This window comes from Chryseobacterium sp. CCNWLW53 (assembly GCF_037083525.1).
Classification (GTDB): Bacteria; Bacteroidota; Bacteroidia; order Flavobacteriales; family Weeksellaceae; genus Chryseobacterium; species Chryseobacterium lathyri.
The window spans coordinates 357,857-374,356 of record NZ_JBAOJR010000005.1 but is presented as its reverse complement, the minus strand read 5'-3'; the positions used below and the strand labels follow the sequence as shown (position 1 = coordinate 374,356).

The 16,500-nt window shown below is 38.5% G+C and carries 16 protein-coding genes; 12 read left to right on the top strand and 4 right to left on the bottom strand.

Features of this window, described 5'->3' with window-relative positions; all coding sequences use genetic code 11:
- Nucleotides 1–7 precede the first annotated feature (7 nt).
- From V6R96_RS17730 to V6R96_RS17720, 3 genes are all read left to right on the top strand, one after another.
- Nucleotides 8–1,051, top strand: a complete 1,044-nt coding sequence (locus V6R96_RS17730) for a TerC/Alx family metal homeostasis membrane protein (protein WP_336379758.1) — start codon at nucleotides 8–10, stop codon at nucleotides 1,049–1,051.
- A gap of 168 nt (nucleotides 1,052–1,219) precedes the next feature.
- The gene (locus V6R96_RS17725) at nucleotides 1,220–1,747 is read left to right on the top strand and encodes a TetR/AcrR family transcriptional regulator (protein ID WP_336379757.1); all 528 of its coding nucleotides are present in this window, start codon (nucleotides 1,220–1,222) and stop codon (nucleotides 1,745–1,747) included.
- Between the two features lie 4 nt (nucleotides 1,748–1,751).
- Nucleotides 1,752–2,165 (top strand): nuclear transport factor 2 family protein, encoded by a 414-nt coding sequence (locus V6R96_RS17720; RefSeq protein WP_223558390.1) that lies wholly within the window; start codon nucleotides 1,752–1,754, stop codon nucleotides 2,163–2,165.
- A 72-nt stretch (nucleotides 2,166–2,237) separates the two neighbouring features.
- Here V6R96_RS17720 and V6R96_RS17715 read toward each other — a convergent pair whose 3' ends face one another.
- Nucleotides 2,238–3,242, bottom strand: a complete 1,005-nt coding sequence (locus V6R96_RS17715) for a catalase (RefSeq protein WP_223558391.1) — start codon at nucleotides 3,240–3,242, stop codon at nucleotides 2,238–2,240.
- A gap of 359 nt (nucleotides 3,243–3,601) precedes the next feature.
- On the opposite strand from V6R96_RS17715, the gene V6R96_RS17710 reads away from it, so the two are divergent.
- From V6R96_RS17710 to V6R96_RS17690, 5 genes are all read left to right on the top strand, one after another.
- Nucleotides 3,602–4,036, top strand: a complete 435-nt coding sequence (locus V6R96_RS17710) for an FKBP-type peptidyl-prolyl cis-trans isomerase (RefSeq protein ID WP_111959114.1) — start codon at nucleotides 3,602–3,604, stop codon at nucleotides 4,034–4,036.
- 265 nt (nucleotides 4,037–4,301) lie between these two features.
- The gene (locus V6R96_RS17705; RefSeq protein ID WP_223558392.1) at nucleotides 4,302–5,252 is read left to right on the top strand and encodes a hypothetical protein; all 951 of its coding nucleotides are present in this window, start codon (nucleotides 4,302–4,304) and stop codon (nucleotides 5,250–5,252) included.
- Nucleotides 5,253–5,318: 66 nt separating this feature from the next.
- Nucleotides 5,319–5,729: an Rrf2 family transcriptional regulator gene (locus V6R96_RS17700; RefSeq protein ID WP_336379756.1), complete on the top strand. Its 411-nt coding sequence runs from the start codon at nucleotides 5,319–5,321 to the stop codon at nucleotides 5,727–5,729.
- Between the two features lie 60 nt (nucleotides 5,730–5,789).
- The gene (locus V6R96_RS17695) at nucleotides 5,790–6,443 is read left to right on the top strand and encodes an NAD(P)-dependent oxidoreductase (RefSeq protein WP_223558393.1); all 654 of its coding nucleotides are present in this window, start codon (nucleotides 5,790–5,792) and stop codon (nucleotides 6,441–6,443) included.
- 18 nt (nucleotides 6,444–6,461) lie between these two features.
- Complete coding sequence (locus tag V6R96_RS17690; RefSeq protein ID WP_336379755.1) at nucleotides 6,462–7,637, top strand: MBL fold metallo-hydrolase; 1,176 nt, start codon at nucleotides 6,462–6,464, stop codon at nucleotides 7,635–7,637.
- A 113-nt stretch (nucleotides 7,638–7,750) separates the two neighbouring features.
- Here V6R96_RS17690 and V6R96_RS17685 read toward each other — a convergent pair whose 3' ends face one another.
- Nucleotides 7,751–8,779, bottom strand: coding sequence for a peptidoglycan DD-metalloendopeptidase family protein (locus V6R96_RS17685; protein ID WP_336379754.1), 1,029 nt, complete (start codon nucleotides 8,777–8,779; stop codon nucleotides 7,751–7,753).
- A gap of 226 nt (nucleotides 8,780–9,005) precedes the next feature.
- On the opposite strand from V6R96_RS17685, the gene V6R96_RS17680 reads away from it, so the two are divergent.
- A complete protein-coding gene (locus tag V6R96_RS17680; RefSeq protein ID WP_111959122.1) occupies nucleotides 9,006–10,046 on the top strand; it encodes an NAD(P)H-dependent glycerol-3-phosphate dehydrogenase in 1,041 nt (346 codons plus the stop codon).
- A 281-nt stretch (nucleotides 10,047–10,327) separates the two neighbouring features.
- Here V6R96_RS17680 and V6R96_RS17675 read toward each other — a convergent pair whose 3' ends face one another.
- A complete protein-coding gene (locus tag V6R96_RS17675) occupies nucleotides 10,328–11,725 on the bottom strand; it encodes an aminopeptidase P family protein (RefSeq protein WP_336379753.1) in 1,398 nt (465 codons plus the stop codon).
- A gap of 259 nt (nucleotides 11,726–11,984) precedes the next feature.
- Between V6R96_RS17675 and mqo the strand changes: the two genes are divergently transcribed.
- Genes mqo through V6R96_RS17660 form a run of 3 tightly spaced genes read left to right on the top strand, consistent with a single transcriptional unit; the run spans nucleotide 11,985 to nucleotide 14,844 of the window.
- A complete protein-coding gene (mqo, locus tag V6R96_RS17670; RefSeq protein WP_111959126.1) occupies nucleotides 11,985–13,490 on the top strand; it encodes a malate dehydrogenase (quinone) in 1,506 nt (501 codons plus the stop codon).
- A gap of 53 nt (nucleotides 13,491–13,543) precedes the next feature.
- On the top strand, nucleotides 13,544–13,969 hold the full coding sequence (locus V6R96_RS17665; RefSeq protein ID WP_336379752.1) for a hypothetical protein: 426 nt from the start codon (nucleotides 13,544–13,546) through the stop codon (nucleotides 13,967–13,969).
- 8 nt (nucleotides 13,970–13,977) lie between these two features.
- A complete protein-coding gene (locus tag V6R96_RS17660) occupies nucleotides 13,978–14,844 on the top strand; it encodes an AadS family aminoglycoside 6-adenylyltransferase (RefSeq protein WP_336379751.1) in 867 nt (288 codons plus the stop codon).
- Between the two features lie 2 nt (nucleotides 14,845–14,846).
- Here the strand turns inward: V6R96_RS17660 and V6R96_RS17655 are convergent, their stop codons facing one another.
- Nucleotides 14,847–16,430 carry a GMC family oxidoreductase N-terminal domain-containing protein gene (locus V6R96_RS17655; RefSeq protein WP_336379750.1) on the bottom strand — a complete coding sequence of 528 codons (1,584 nt, stop codon included), beginning with the start codon at nucleotides 16,428–16,430 and terminating at the stop codon, nucleotides 14,847–14,849.
- Nucleotides 16,431–16,500 lie beyond the last annotated feature (70 nt).

Here is a 16,500-nt window from a genome sequence, read left to right as displayed (position 1 = left end):
AACTGAAGTGGAACATCAAAGTATTTTAGAATTGCACCCGGGCTTGGTGTGGGGATTTGCGATAACAGTCGTTATCATGCTGCTCCTGGATTTAGGAGTATTCAACAAAAAAAGCCATGAAGTATCGTCCAAAGAAGCTACCATCTGGTCTATCGTATGGATTTCATTATCCATGATATTTTCCGGAGTAGTGTATTGGGTTTTCAATACAGACGGATCTCCTGAGAGCCATGCCGTGGCCGTAGAAAAATTTACGCAGTATCAGGCCGCCTACTGGATTGAAAAGGCTCTCTCTGTGGATAACTTATTCGTATTCATCCTTGTTTTCGGGTTCTTTAAAGTTCCGAAATACCTTCACCACAAAGTTCTCTTCTGGGGAATTATTGGAGCACTGATATTCAGAGCAATATTTATCTTCGCAGGAGTAGGACTTATTAACCTGACGTATCTTCCTGAAATGAATATTTTCGGAGAAGCAGTGAAAATTAATGTGGTGATGACCCTTTTCGGTCTCTTCCTTGTGTATGCCGGAATCAAATCCTGGGGTGAAGGAGATGGTGAAGATGATGAAGATTACAGCAATACGGCCGGTGCAAGACTGATCAAAAGTTTCTGGAAAGTTTCCGATAACTATGATGGAGATAAATTCTTCACCATTCAGAACGGGATCAAGATGGCAACACCTCTTTTAGTAGTGGTAGGAGTAATTGAATTTACCGATGTTCTTTTCGCGGTAGATTCTATTCCGGCGATTTTCGCCATCTCCAATGACCCGTTTATCCTGTATACATCAAATATTTTCGCGATCTTAGGATTGAGATCATTATATTTCCTGTTGGCGAACTTTATATATATGTTCAGCAAGCTTCCGTACGGACTGGCTATTATTCTGTCATTTATCGGGGTAAAAATGCTGATTGCACCTTGGATCCATATTCCGTCTCCGATTTCATTGGGAATCGTTGGAGGAGTATTGGTGCTTTCCGTTCTTGTTTCTGTTCTTTTCCCTGAAAAGAATGAAGATGAAAAAGAAAAACTGGAAGATCAGTAAATTTTAAGAATTTTCTTTAAAAATAGAAGCCCTTGATATTAAATTTTCAAGGGTTTTTTTTATGTGAAGCCACAAGTTTTTTTAAATTAAAATAATAGTGTTAAAAATAGACAGACTTGTCTGTATGTATTGAATTTTATTGTACATTTGTCCTATAAATTAAAACAGATGGCATCACCAAGAGATAGAATTGTTCAGACAGCTTCTGGTTTATTTGGTAAGCAGGGGTATAATTCCACAGGCATCAACCAGATTATTTCCGAAGCTAAAGTAGCAAAAGCAAGTTTCTACCAGTACTTTAAATCTAAGGATGACCTGTGTGTAGAATACCTCAATGTACGACATCAATATTGGTTCAATGAATTGAATCATTTTTGCGCACAGGAAGAGACCACGAAATCAAAAGTCCTGAGATCTTTCGATTTTCTGATCCATATGAATCAGAAAGAAAACTTTCAGGGATGTAGTTTCCTGAATATTCTGTCAGAAATACCTATGAATAATGCTGAAATTTTAAACGTCATCCAGCATCATAAAACAGACCTTAGACATTATTTCACAAAACTTTTGAAGGATGATATTCTCTCAGATCATATTTATTTGCTTTTTGAAAGCAGTATTATAGAAAGCCAGCTTTTTAAATCCAATGAATTCATAGAAAGTTCAAAAAAAATAATCAATACTTTAATTCCTTAAAAATATGGAACAGAAACACCCACTTCCGCCCTTCACCCTTGAAACGGCAATAGAAAAAATACAGATGGCAGAAGATGCCTGGAACAGTCAGGACCCTGAGAAAGTATCCAAAGCTTATACAGTTGACAGTGAATGGAGAAACAGGGATACTTTCATTAACGGAAGAGAGGAAATCGTTATTTTTCTACAGAAAAAATGGCAAAAAGAACTTAACTATAAGCTTAAAAAAGAATATTGGGCCCATACAGACAACCGTATTGCTGTCCGTTTCGAATATGAATACCAAACCCAAGATGGAAAATGGTTCAGAGCATACGGAAATGAAAACTGGGAGTTTGATGGGAATGGCCTTATGCAGAAAAGATATGCAAGTATTAATGATGTAAGCATCCGGGAAGAAGACCGGAAATTTAAATAACGGTATAAAGACTGCTCACCTGAGCAGTCTTTTATTGAAAATATCAAATCCAGTTAAAAATAAAGCCCTGATTTATTGATGCTTATTCAGCAGCTTATTAATTTTCCTTCTCGTCTGCAAAGAAACCTTATACGCCTCATCACGCAGTTTCTGTATCTTTCCCACAGGCTGAAAAAAAGGTTTACTTTCAAATGGGTTGAATGAAAGCAACTCATTGGTACAGTCTCGGGGATCAAGCAGTGCTCCCTGGTTGATGATCACTTCCCCAATCTTAATGTAAGGAGAATTTTTCCATTCGACATTCAGCCGGTTGATTGGTTGGCTTTTCAGGTCATAGCAAAACTGTATAAAGACCTCTGCTGTATAATTGTTATCCTGAAAATAGCTTTTCAAGGCATCTTTCATCTTGAGTTTCCTGCCAAATTTTTTATTGACGGACTTTGGAACCAGCTTTATCTTAATCATATTTTCACCGAGACGGTAGGCGCCCACAGAATGATAATCAAAAGAGAGAATAAAATCATTCCTTTTGCCCAGAAGTTTTATAATGTTTTTGAAAAAAGACAGCGTAAAAAAATAAGGAATCATCTTAACAGCCTGAGCGGCCAGCGAGAACATACCTCTCCATTTTTTCATATACAACCGGTTGACCGCAGTAAACAGTTTCAGAAAATGAGAAACCGAATTGGTAGGAAATAAAGGAAAATTAACAAGTGGAAAATTGGCGATCAGATCACCGTTTTCATCCTTTACTTTTACTGCGAATCCATAGGCGGGAATATCTTTTTCAGTCGTATTTATCTTCAGATTAGCATTCGAAATCCTTATGGTCAGGTCAAATCTTTCACCGTCAAAAAACTGAAAAAGTTCTTCAGGAATATTTTTATCAATAATGAATGTGCCATCAGCTGCTGCATACGTTTTTGCATGAGCGTTTCTGGTAGCATAGTTGACATCGCTTATAGAAGAGGACTGTTCAACAAAGTCGGCAATCGACTTTTTATTGATTTCGAGAAGTTGTTTTTCCTCTTCATTTAGCTCATCAAACTTCTTATTATATTTTAGTGGTTGTGGCATTTAGTTTTTAAATCCAATTATAACGCCAAGTTTCCGAATCTGTGTTAACCCAGTGTTAAAAGTGTTTGAATTTTCCGGCAGAGAATGAGATTGGAAAGAGAAGATGGAAGAATCGGGATGGAAATTGTTGTTAGTCTGTGGTTTAGCTGAAAGGAGGGGAGATGGAAGCCTGAAGATGGAAGAACTCTTTATTTACCCATTAGCTGGTGGTGATGTAAATTTTTTCTTCATTATATTCTAAACCAGCAACCAGCAACATCTTAACTATTATCCCTGCCCATCTACCTCCATAACTTCTATCCTCCAGCTTCCCTCTTCCATTCTCCCCAAAACCCTTATCTTTGTAAAAAATATCAATAATGGGAGTAGCAGATATGTTATTTAAAAAGAAAAAAGAACTTGCCGAAAAGAATCTTAATGACGGTAAAGAATATATGGAAGAATATGGTAAGAGAGAAAGTGTTGTACAGTTGCCGAGCGGCTTGCAATATGAGATCATTACCGAAGGAAATGGTCCGAAACCAGGGCCTAAATCCACAGTAAAGTGCCATTACCACGGAACTACTATTTCCGGTAAGGTTTTCGACAGCTCCGTAAAAAGAGGAACTCCTGCATCTTTCCCTTTAAATAAAGTAATTAAAGGATGGACAGAAGCTCTTCAGTTAATGCCTGTTGGAAGTAAATGGAGACTGATCCTTCCTCCGCATTTAGCGTATGGGGATCAGCAGATCAGCAAAGAAATAGGACCGAATTCTACACTGGTTTTCGAAGTGGAACTGTTGGATATAAAATAATCCTGCTTAAAAATAGCTTAAAAAATTACCTGATTTCAGGTAATTTTTTTTATTTGTATTATATTCGTGTTGATCAATTATAAAAGAAAAAGATGGTTGTAATTTTTTAAGGTTTCAGAGAACCCCGGAAAATGGTGTACAAAATATGCAGTTTTAAATTTTATCGGAGATAAAATCTTTGCGCCTTTTAAAAAAGTAAACCATTAATCTCTTGCGCCTTTGCGGTTACCCAACAATACTACCCAAAGCAAAAAATATAAACTGAATGAAAAAACTATTTTACTTTTTGGCAGTATTCAGTCTGTTAGCTTCCTGTGTCTCCAAAAAGAATCAGGTGATTAAGCAAAATATCCTTACGCTGAAGGACAGTTACTGTAAAGCACCTTTCAAATACAATTACAGCAACAGAATCCCATCCTATAATTCGGATTCTATTCTGGCTGCCAATAAAGAGCTACAGGGCCTGTTTTCCGATCAGAGTATCCTTATTCTGAATGCCTTGGATAATCTGGATGAGGTTCATCAAATTATTGATCTTAAAAAAGACTCATCCATTGCTTCCCAGGTTAAAGTATTGCAGCTTAAAACCAAGATCAACAGCAAAATCACTATTGCCCTTACAGAACTGGATGCCGTTGCTGCGGAATTTGACTGTGAAGGAGAAAGAGTGGCGCAAATAGGAAATTATGTGGATAATCTTAACGATTCCAAAAATAATAAGCTGATTCTGCTTTCTATTGTAACAGGAGCGGCTGCCTCTGTGGCCGGAGGAATCATCAGTGATGGAGGCTGGAGCAATGCCGTTGACATCAGTGGAGGGGTTCTGGGAGCAGGTTTCGGGCTTGCAACCCTTAATCCGAAAGGCAAAAAAGTAGAATTTATCCATCAGAGAAACCTGCTGAGAGATATTTGGAGAGGAAAACTGGAATCTCCGAATTTTCCGCCATTCATCTGGTATATGTATACAGAAAAGAAATTTTCCAATAAAGAAGCACATTCTATAATTGGTAATATGAAGGAAAGATGGCTTCATTATCAGTTTGATGACAATAAAGCGGAAGCGGATCAGTCCGTGATTTTCAGTGATGGAGGCTTTTACAGGGCAGATGATCTTCATAACCGTGCTGCCATGCTCAATCAGATGCAGTCTGCAACAAGAACCATTAATCAGAACATCAATTATCTGCTGCTGGATCTGGATAAATTAATCCTTTAAGAAAAATTTAACTGTAATAAAATTTGTTACATTTAAAAATTTGTTTACCTTTGTCCTGTAATTACAATGAACAATACAAGATTTGCTACGGCAATACATATTATGACCTTATTGGCAAAAAGCCCTCAGGAGTGGCTCACTTCTGAATGGATTGCCGGCAGCATCAATATCAATCCGGCGATTGTAAGAAAAGAGATCAGCGTATTGAGAGAAGCAGGCCTGATTGCCAGCAGACAAGGAAAAGACGGGGGAAGCCAACTTGCCAAAAATGCAGAACAGACCAGTATTTCAGAGATTTACAGAGCTGTAAAAAATACAGAGGTTTTAGGCAAAAAAAATCAGAATCCCAATCCTGCATGCAGTGTTGGTAAAGAGATCAATATCCATTTAAATAGCTTATTTGAAGAAACGGATCAGTTGGTTACTCAGTTTTTAGGCGATAAGTCCCTGAAAGAATTTTCGGAGCAGTTCGAATAAAATTTTTTAACCCAAAATGTAACAAGTTTTATTACAATTTAATTTTTAAAATAAAATATTATGAAAAAAGTGTCAGTAATCGGTGCGACCGGTTTTGTAGGAAAAAAAGTAGTTAATGAATTAGCAGAAAGAGGATATGCTGTAGAAGCTTTGGTAAGAGATGCCTCTAAAGTAGAATCAAAGGAAAATGTAACCGCAAAAAGTGTTGACGTAAACAATACAGAAGAACTTGCAGAAGCTTTAAAAGGAAGTGATGCCGTGATCAGTGCATTCAATGCAGGTTGGACCAATCCAAATCTTTATAACGATTTCCTGAACGGTTCCATTAATATTGAAAAAGCAGTAGAGCAGTCAGGTGTAAAAAGACTTATTGTAGTTGGGGGAGCGGGGAGCCTTTACACTCCGGACAACGTACAGATCGTAGATACTCCGGATTTCCCTGAAGCTTACAAACCGGGAGCAACAGCAGCAAGAGATTATTTAAACAAAATCAAAGAAAACAGTACACTGGATTGGACTTTTTTCAGCCCTGCCATTGAAATGAATCAGGCGAATGTAGGAGAGAGAACAGGAAAGTACAGAACCTCTTTAGAAACTCCTGTTTTTGATGAAAACGGAAGAAGCCGTCTTTCTGTAGAAGATGTAGCTGCAGTTTTGGTAGACGAACTGGAACAAAATAACCATATCCGCGAGCGTTTCACAGCAGCTTATTAATTCATTAAAAAATATGCAATGTTAAAAAAGAAATTATTATCACTGCTGGCACTGCTGGGATTTGTAACCATCGTGTTTGCAGGGAATGTAAAGATTAAAGTTTATAATCCCGGCCCCAAGGCTATTTTTCCTATTACATCCACCATTATTTATGGTGACAAAGACGCTGTGCTTATTGATGCCCAGTTTCAGAAGCAGTATGCAGAACAATTGGTGAAAGAAATCAAGGCAACAGGAAAAAATCTGAAAACAGTTTTTATTTCCCACAGTGATCCCGATTTTTATTTTGGTTTAGATGTCATTAAAAAAGCATTTCCCAATGCAAAGATCATTTCAACAGCACAGACTGCCTACCTTATATCCGCATCCAAAGATGAAAAAATGGCCGTATGGAAACCACAGCTAAAAGAAGATGCTCCCTCAGAAATTATTATTCCGGAAGCTGCCAATGCAATTCCGGACCTGGAAGGAAATAAGATCGAGATAAAACAGATTGCCGAAGATCCGGCTCACAGTTTTGTGTGGATCCCATCTTTAAAAACAGTGGCTGGCGGTATTTCTGTTTCCGTAGATTCCCATATCTGGATGGCAGACACTCAGAATATCAAAACCATTGATCAGTGGATAGGACAAATTGATGCGATGAAAGCATTAAAACCTGAACAGGTAGTTCCTTCTCATTTTGCAAAACAGTCTTTGTCTCCACAATCTCTGGATTTCGTTAAAAACTATCTGGAAACCTATAAAAAAGCAGTCACTGAAAACAAAACGTCTTCTGCTGTTGTAGATTTTATGGTTAAAAAATATCCTGATCTTCATGGAAAAGATGAGCTGGGAATGGGAGCAAAAGTTTTCTTTGGCGAAATGAATTGGGATCTGAAGTCTCCTTATCCGGCGATAGGAAACAAAGTGGAAGTTGATTTCGGAACACTTAAATTCATTCTGGATTTTAAAGATAACAAAGAAATGTCCTTTACAGGAGTTTCAGGAATTGGGAAAGGCAATACAGATACCGTACAGTACACTGCTGTAGAAGTAGCAAAGAATGTATTTATGGTATACTGGCACGAACCTAAATTAGGTTCTAATGTTACCCATGTTCAGGATTATAATAAGAATATAATCTACACCAATATTGCAGAACCTAACGGATCGTTCACTCACCTGAAAGGAACCCTTAAAATTCTGAAATAATAAATAAAAAACTGCCGTCACATGATGGCAGTTTTTGTGTGAATCAATCTCCCACAGATTTTAGTCCTTGAATAATATCAAAAAAATGGCCGTCAGAACAGACAGCCATTTTTTTATAAGTTCATAAACAGTTTCGGATTCACCGGAGTATTGTTTTTATGTACTTCATAATGAAGGTGGGGTCCCGTAGAACGCCCGGAATTCCCGGATTTGGCAATAATCTGTCCTACCTTTACCTTATCGTTTACTTTTGAAACCAGCTGGGATAAGTGACCGTAAAGTGTAGCCAGCCCATTTCCGTGAGATACAATAACACAGTTGCCATAACCGCCTTTTTGGCCGGAGAAAATGACTGTTCCTGCAGCAGCAGCTCTTACATCCGAGCCGTAAGCAACCGCAATGTCCAGCCCTTTGTGAAACTGCATCTGATCGGCTTCAGCAGGTGGATTGTTCTTTTCCATTGGGGCTTTCGTTGAGGTATTGCCGGCAACAGCTTTTGTTGATGCAGCAGCTGGAGGTGGTGTGGTCGCAACCGGAGCAGCTTTTGGGGTAACCATCACTTTTACTTCCCTTTTATTTCCGTAGCTGTCTGTTAATTCAATGATTTTCTCAACGGGTTCAGCTTTTACTTCCGGTTTTGGTGCAGCAGCAGCCATAGGTTTGGATTCTGCGGCACTAGGTTTTACAGAAGCAAATACGGTTTTAAAAGGAATTGGATTTTTTCTGATGCCGAAATTAGAGGAGATATATCCATCGGTAGGCATTCCTAGGGGAACTTCCATCAGCTTTTTTTGAAGATTCATCAGATATTGGCTGTAGCGGTTGGCCTGCTTTGCCAGATATACAGAATTCGAGATACTGTCTTTACTAAGGATCATCATTTTTTCGTTGGCGATGTCTTTGGACCTCAGGAATGAATTAAGTTCAGCTACAGTCTGATCTACCAAAGTGAGATCTGTTTTCATTTTTAAATAATCTACACTGTCTTTTTCAGTGTTTATTTTGACAAGGTTCACTTCATACATCTTGTCATCCTTTTCAGAAAATAACCTGGCGATAAAGATGGCCTGGGCAAAAACTACTAGCAAAAGTCCTCCGAGGAGAATGTTTACGTTCTTCTTGCTGTTTAGAAATTTCTTCATTTTTCTTCTCTTAGTATATTACAAAACGGTTTTAAGCGTGCAAATTTAATTAAAAATACTATTTGAGGCATATTTTTAAATAAAACTTAGTTTTTTCTGTATTTAACGTCTGATTAGATATTTAATTGTGTTCAAGTGTTAATTTTTTCAGAAAGTGGTTTTTATCATAGCCTCAAAGTCTGCGTTCCGTCTATGTTTTAATATATTTGCAGTTCACATTCCAATTATGGCTAAAAAGAAAATAATTTCAGAATCTTCTCATCCAAAAAAGAATAAGAAAGACATTTCTGTAGGAGTAGTAGGAAGCGGAAGTTTTGCAACCGCTATCGTAAAAATGCTTGTTGAAAACTGTAAAACAGTACACTGGTGCGTAAGAAGTGAATTTGTAAAAGGAGCTATTGAACTCCGCGGGCACAACCCTTCCTATCTTACAGCAGTTAATTTTAATCTTAAAAGTCTGAAACTTACAACAGATATCAACGAGTTGGTGAGTGCCTGCGACGTGATCGTATTGGCAACACCTTCCATTTACCTGTCGGACACAATGGATAAAATGACCTGTGAATATGGTGATAAGATCTTTGTTTCCGCCATTAAAGGAATTATTCCTAAAGTAAATGATGTGGTAGCCCACTATTTAAGAGATGAATTTAAAATAGGTTTCAGAAACCAGGCTGTTATTGCAGGACCATGCCACGCAGAAGAAGTCGCTATGGAAAGACTTTCTTACCTTACCGTTGCTGCCGTGGAGGATGAAACGGCTGACAAGCTGGAAGGAATTTTCAGTTCAGATTTTATCAAAGTACATTCAAGTAAAGATATCTTAGGAAATGAATATAGTGCCATCCTTAAAAATATTTTTGCGATCGGTGCGGGTATAGCAAGCGGATTGGGTTATGGAGATAACTTCACTGCTGTTTTCGTTTCCAATGCGATCCGTGAAATGGAAATCTTCCTGGAAGCCGTATATGAAGCCCCAAGAGATGTTAACGAAAGCGCTTATCTGGGTGATCTGCTGGTAACAGCATACTCTTTGTTCTCAAGAAACCGGAGTTTAGGAAACCTTATCGGAAAAGGATATACTGTGAAATCAGCAATCCAGTCTATGAACATGGTGGCAGAAGGGTATTATGCAGCAGATTCCATCTATAAAACAGCTAAGCAGAAACATCTGAAACTGCCAATCATTGATACGGTTTACGCTATCCTTTATGAAGGTAAAAATGCAGAAAAACAGTTTAAAAAATTAACGGCAAAACTGAATTAAATCCGGTTTAACCACCAATTTAAAAATAAAAAACCTTCATTCACGCTTTAAGTGAATGAAGGTTTTTATTTTTGTGATCAGACTTCGAAATAAAGATTAGAAATCAAGCTGCCGGAAATGAGACTGAACTTAATAACTATAAATGGGTAACCAAACACCATACATTTGAAACATTAAGAATACTAAAGGGATTAAGGCTCATTAAGAAAAATCAAATAGATTTTTAATTCAGCGTCACTTAAAGCGAAGCTTATCTTAATGGTTCAAAAATATTCTGTTTTTTAATAAGCCTCGCGTCTGATCGATTCGATTTCTTCAGTAGTTAAAGCCAAATGTTTACCCAACATTCTGCTTCCGCTTTCCGTAATCAGAAAATCGTCTTCCACCCTGATGCCGCTAAAGTTTCTGAATGTTTCCAGTTTATCATAATTGATGTATTCAGCAAATTGCTTAGACGCTTTCCAACGGTCGATAAGTTCCGGGATAATGTAAATACCCGGTTCAACGGTTAACACATAACCTGCTTCCAGTGCTTTACCCAACCTTAAAGATTTAAGGCCAAACTGAGTAGTGTTTTTAACAAGGTCATCAGTATATCCTACGTATTGCTCACCTAGATCTTCCATATCATGAACATCCAGACCCATCATATGACCTGTACCGCACTGAAAAAACATAGCGTGGGCACCAGCCTGTACAGCATCTTCTATATTACCCTTCATCAGGCCGATGTCTTTTAAGCCCTGTGCCAGTATTTTGCACGAAGCCAAATGAACATCCAGATACCTGACACCAGGTGCCAAAAGACCTTTTGCATGATGATAGGCACTGAGTACGATATCATAAACATCCTTTTGCTCTGCACTGAATGTTTTGCCTACAGGGAAAGTACGGGTAAGATCTCCGGCATATCCTAAAGCGGTTTCCACTCCGGAATCGTTTAAGACTAATTGACCCTCCCTAAGTTGATTGCCATAATAGTGATTATGCAGGATTTCACCCTGAACCGTTAGAATGACGGGATAAGCCAGATTACCTCCTGAAGTCAATGCTTCGCTTTGTATTTTTGCGGCAAGTTCACGCTCATACATTCCTGGTTTTGCCTGTTGCATTACCATTAGATGAATGTCAGCTGATATCGATGCTGCACGATCCAGCTCTGTAATTTCTTCAGCCGATTTTATTGAACGCTGTGCAACAATAGCTTTTATGAAACTTAGTGACGAACGTTCTTTTAACTGATCAATAGGAATATCAAACCAATTTGCGAGTTTAATTTTATTTTCCGGACGGTAAGGGGGTAAAAAATGAATGGTACGGTTTTTTCCCTGGTATTTTTTGAGGTAAATGTCGAGCTGATCCAGCGGAAGAATATTTGATAAGCCGGAATCTGCACTTTTTTCTGCTAACGTTTTTTGCCTGCCCATCCACACAATATCATCAATACTCATTTCATTTCCGAAAAGAATGGTTTCATCTTCATCCAGGTCGATAATGGCTGCCAGTGAGGGTTCATTAATTCCAAAATAATACAGAAAGGTACTGTCCTGTCTGAAGTGATATATATTATCTTTAAAGTTCATAGGGCTGTCCTCATTACCTAAAAAGAGCAATATCCCGGAATTTAATTTCGATTTTAACACAGAACGTCGTTGAACGTACACTTTCTTTTCAAACATGTTATTAAATATTAAAACAAATATCTCAAAAAGCGTTCATGAATTGATATTTGCAAATTATAAGCTAAAATATAAAAGTTATAATAAATAATAAAGAGATAATCCGATTACTTATTTCGATAGTGCAATATTGACAGTTTCCATAGAATTTTTTTGCCTGTTAGAAAACTGTTTAAGCACAAAAAATTAACGTGTTAAAATCGTTAAACCCATCCTTATTTATAAAACTTTTCCCGAAATTTGAGTAAAATTTAGAATTATGCCACACTCGCTTACAAGCAGAACACCGAAACCAAAATATGACGTTGTACTGATAGGCGGCGGAATTATGAGCGCCACTTTAGCAACGCTGCTTCATGAATTTGATCCAAATCTTGAGATCGCCATATTTGAAAGGCTCGGAAGGTTTGCAAAAGAAAGTACAGCAGCGTGGAACAACGCAGGAACAGGGCATTCCGCATTTTGTGAACTAAATTATACTCCTGAAAAGCCGGATGGAAGTATTGATATCTCTAAGGCGGAAAGTATCGCAGAGCAGTTTGAAATGTCAAAACAGTTTTGGTCTTACCTTGTTACCCAGGGATACGTTAAAGATCCTAAAGAATTTATCAATTCCTGCCCCCACATGAGCTTGGTATTTGGTGAAAAAGATGCTGAATATCTTAGAAAACGTCATGAAAAAATGGCGGGATCTGTATTGTTTTCCGGGATGGAATACTCTACAGATCATGAACAGCTTAAAAAGTGGATTCCTTTGGTAATGAGCAAAAGAAATCAGTCTGAAGTAATGGCAGCGACCAAAATGGATATGGGTACAGACGTTAACTTCGGAACATTAACCAGAAAAATGGGAAGGCATTTGCTGGAAGATTCTAATGTTGAGGTATTCCTGTATCACGAAGTAAAAGACGTTGATCCAAGAGAAGACGGGAAGTGGGAAATGAAGGTGAAAGACAGAATCCACAATCATAAACAGGAAGTAGTTGCTGATTTTGTATTCATTGGTGCCGGAGGGTATGCGCTTCCGCTGCTGGGCAGCTCGGATATCAAAGAAAGCGAAGGATATGGAGGTTTCCCTGTTTCCGGCCAATGGCTCGTGAGTCATAATCAGGAATTGGTAGAAAAGCATCATGCAAAAGTATACACCCAGGCGACAGTAGATGCTCCGCCAATGTCTGTTCCTCACTTAGACCTTAGAATTATTGATGGTAAAAAAGCACTTCTTTTCGGGCCTTTTGCCGGATTTTCTACAAAATTCCTGAAAGAAGGAAGTTATCTGGATTTGCCTGAAAGTGTTAATACAAAAAATTTAAGATCACTATTTGGTGCCTGGTGGCATAATCTTCCTCTGACTAAATATCTTATTCAGCAGGTGGCGATGACGAAATCCCAGAGAATGCAGCACCTGAGAGAATTCATCAAAGATGCCAAAGAAGAAGATTGGGAACTGAAAGTAGCCGGGCAGAGAGTACAGATCATTAAAAAAGACGAAAAAGAAGGCGGAAAGCTGGAATTCGGAACCGAAGTCGTTGTAAATAAAAGCGGAACCATCGCTTCATTGCTTGGTGCTTCTCCGGGAGCCTCCACAGCAGTATATGCCATGCTGAATGTTCTCGAGAAATGCTTCCCTGAAAAATTAAACGGAGAATGGAAAGAGAAGTTATTGGAAATGGTTCCTTCGTATGGACAAAAATTAGCCCAAAATCCTGAGCTTACAGAGAAAGTAAGAAATTATACCAAAGAAAAACTGGAATTAGAATATTAAAAAAGTCAATGGTGAATAGTCAATTGTGAATTCTAAAAATTGACTATTCACCATTGACAATTGACATTGTTATAAAGGTGGAAGAAGTAATTGTAAAGCCCGTTATTGCCAAAGAACTCCTGGAATCTCTTCAAACCAAAATAGAAGAGGAGAAGCAGGTTATTGTACACTGCTGTTTTCCTGCATCACCGTTTTGGGGTAATCTGATCAGGATCTGGAACTCCACTTATCTTCTTGATAACCAGTCTGACCATAAAAGTAAGCTGATCCATGCTGAGAATATTACGATCTATCCCAACTGGACAGCTGTTCCGTTTATGCGGGATTTCTGGTTTACTTTAGTGTTTTCCGGTTTGCCGAGAGACTGTAAAAGTTTCGACCTCAAAGAAGTTATTCCGGAAGAAGGAGGCTTTTTTGTGGAGTCTATTAAAAGAAATTCTCTGGACGTTTACCGAGTGAAAATATCAGAATCGTATTAACAGAAAACATGACAGTACGCCAAGAAAAACTGGAACAGATCATTATTTGGGCAGAAAACAATCCTGATATTCACGTTGTACTGCTGACCAGTTCACTGGTCAATCCTTATGCACCTGTAGATGATTTAAGTGATCTTGATGTAGAGCTGGTTTTTGAAAACATGAAGGAATACGAGGCTGATAAAAAATGGATTTATCTTTTTGGTGAGCCTATTTCCATGGTAGAGGAAAATGAGACTTATTTTGACGGAAAACATGCCATGAAAATGGTATTGTACGCCGATCATGTGAAGGTTGATTTTAAACTTTATCAGAGATCAGAGTTTTTAAAAGAGGTACAGAAAGAGCAGCTTCCGGAAGATTGGGACGTAGGCTATAAAGTTCTGGTTGATAAAGACAACCTTACTAAAAACCTGAAGTCTCCAACCTATCAATCTGTTATGATCCAGAAGCCAACAGAACAAAGATTTCAGCAATTAATGAACGATTTCTGGTGGGATACAACCTATGTGGCAAAATGTCTTAAACGCGGAGATCTGTTTTATGCTAAATTCATGTCCGAAGATGTGATCAGGGCAGATTATCTGGTCCCTCTCATCGAGTGGTATATTGCCAGCTTTCACGACTGGAAAAATATAACGACCAATAAACACGGCCGCCTTTTCAGAAAATATCTTTCTGCGGAACTCTGGGAACGAGTAGAAGCTACATTTTCAGGCAGCAATATTAATGATAACTGGCATGCCCTATACGCTGCTGCTGATCTTGTACATGAGCTGGGAACGGCTTTGGCACAGAAGCTTGATTTTGAATACCCACAAAAACATGAACATGATATCAGGAAGTACCTTGCTGAGGTGAAATCCATGCCCTGATGTCAGACAAATTCATTCTGCGTAATCAGGTTTTCCATACAGTATTCTGCAATAGCAGTGATTGTCACAAACGGATTGACACCAATAGTTCCCGGAATCAAAGATCCATCCAGAACATAAAGATTGTCATGATCTTTTAATTTTCCGTATTCATTCGTAGCTTTACCCAAAACACAGCCGCCCAATGGATGGTAGCACACATCTGCACCGAAACCGTTATTAAATAAGAAATGGCTTCTCGTTCCGCCATTGGCTCTGTTCATCTTTTTTATGAAATAATCAGCATTCTCCCTCATTTTAGCTGTATGATTCTGGTTCCAGTCCAAACTGAGGTTTTTCTTTGTGCTGTCATAAGAAACCTCTCCCTTTTTATCCACCCGGTTGATCAGCAGATACAATGCCGTTGCCACATCCATTCCCATCGGAAGCGGAGCGATTTCTGTAAAAAAAGGATGTTCCTTATCATCCCAGTTATCTATACCACCCACAGGAATGGTCGATTGTTTGGAACCTGTTCCACCCGAAAGTGGTTTTACCCAGTTTCTTCCGGTCATGAAATTACCGTTATTCCCCCAGTTTTTTCCAACCTGTTCGTGAATAGGAAAACCATGAACTGCATGAGAATGTAGCAGCAGTTTTAAAGTTCCCATTGTTCCGGCAGCCAGAATCAACTTTCTGCAATTGAATACTTTATCAGAAATTACAGTTCCTGAAGTATCGGTTTGCTGAACTTCTAAAGTATAGGTTTTATCATCATTAAGCTTAATATTTTCAACACAGTGAAGGTCCAGGATCTCAAGATTTCCGGTTTCCAGGGCTTTTTTAAGATACGTTTTATCCAGACTGTTCTTTCCGTGATTATTTCCATAGATTACTTCCGTGTTAAAAGCAGAGCGGGGGACATCATTTCTGTATTCCTTTTCCATATACTGAAAGTCATAGACATTCGGAACCCGCACGGTTTTAAAGCCTGCTTTATGGGCTTCTGCTTCACCCACTCTCGTAAATTTATAATAAGGACAATCCTTTAAAAACTGCTCACCGATAACATTTACCTTCAGTTCTTTATGTACCAAAGGAAAATAGTGATTATAGAACTTTTCAGCATCCAGATCAGGAAATACTTCTTTAAAATAACTTTCCTTCGGAGTTACTGCCATTCCGCCATTGACAAGAGAGCCGCCACCAACGCCTCTGCCAACCCAGATATTGATATTTTCAAAATCCATCCTGTCCAGGGTTCCTGTAAAAGGAGTCAGAGAAAAAATATTCATGAATGGCGCAATGGTCTTTTTTTTCAGCCATGCAGCACTTTTCCCCGGTTTCAGCATATTTGAAAATGGAATCCCTGATTTTTCCCAGTTGAGGCCCATTTCCAGCATAATGACCTTTTTTCCGGCTTCACAGAGCCGAAGGGCAGAAACAGCACCTCCGTACCCGCTGCCAATAATAAGTATGGGGGCGTTTATAGTTTCCTTTTCCAGTTTTCCTGTTCTGGGCTCTACGGCCTGAAACATATTAGAATTAAGGAAATAAAAACCTGATACCGCGAGAATGCCTGTCTTAATGAATTTCTTTCTGTCCATGTGCTCTGTAGGGGGCAAAAAATATGCTAAAGAAATTGGAGGACGGATTATTTAAAACAGATTGTACGTT

What these genes read in the sequence shown, in the direction of transcription:
- V6R96_RS17700 (WP_336379756.1), top strand. Translation starts at nt 5,319, where the DNA reads ATGAACAATACAAGATTTGCTACGGCAATACATATTATGACCTTATTG.
- V6R96_RS17705 (WP_223558392.1), top strand. Translation starts at nt 4,302, where the DNA reads ATGAAAAAACTATTTTACTTTTTGGCAGTATTCAGTCTGTTAGCTTCC.
- V6R96_RS17675 (WP_336379753.1), bottom strand. Translation starts at nt 11,725, where the DNA reads ATGTTTGAAAAGAAAGTGTACGTTCAACGACGTTCTGTGTTAAAATCG.
- V6R96_RS17690 (WP_336379755.1), top strand. Translation starts at nt 6,462, where the DNA reads ATGTTAAAAAAGAAATTATTATCACTGCTGGCACTGCTGGGATTTGTA.
- mqo (WP_111959126.1), top strand. Translation starts at nt 11,985, where the DNA reads ATGCCACACTCGCTTACAAGCAGAACACCGAAACCAAAATATGACGTT.
- V6R96_RS17655 (WP_336379750.1), bottom strand. Translation starts at nt 16,430, where the DNA reads ATGGACAGAAAGAAATTCATTAAGACAGGCATTCTCGCGGTATCAGGT.
- V6R96_RS17660 (WP_336379751.1), top strand. Translation starts at nt 13,978, where the DNA reads ATGACAGTACGCCAAGAAAAACTGGAACAGATCATTATTTGGGCAGAA.
- V6R96_RS17725 (WP_336379757.1), top strand. Translation starts at nt 1,220, where the DNA reads ATGGCATCACCAAGAGATAGAATTGTTCAGACAGCTTCTGGTTTATTT.
- V6R96_RS17710 (WP_111959114.1), top strand. Translation starts at nt 3,602, where the DNA reads ATGGGAGTAGCAGATATGTTATTTAAAAAGAAAAAAGAACTTGCCGAA.
- V6R96_RS17715 (WP_223558391.1), bottom strand. Translation starts at nt 3,242, where the DNA reads ATGCCACAACCACTAAAATATAATAAGAAGTTTGATGAGCTAAATGAA.
- V6R96_RS17695 (WP_223558393.1), top strand. Translation starts at nt 5,790, where the DNA reads ATGAAAAAAGTGTCAGTAATCGGTGCGACCGGTTTTGTAGGAAAAAAA.
- V6R96_RS17680 (WP_111959122.1), top strand. Translation starts at nt 9,006, where the DNA reads ATGGCTAAAAAGAAAATAATTTCAGAATCTTCTCATCCAAAAAAGAAT.
- V6R96_RS17685 (WP_336379754.1), bottom strand. Translation starts at nt 8,779, where the DNA reads ATGAAGAAATTTCTAAACAGCAAGAAGAACGTAAACATTCTCCTCGGA.
- V6R96_RS17720 (WP_223558390.1), top strand. Translation starts at nt 1,752, where the DNA reads ATGGAACAGAAACACCCACTTCCGCCCTTCACCCTTGAAACGGCAATA.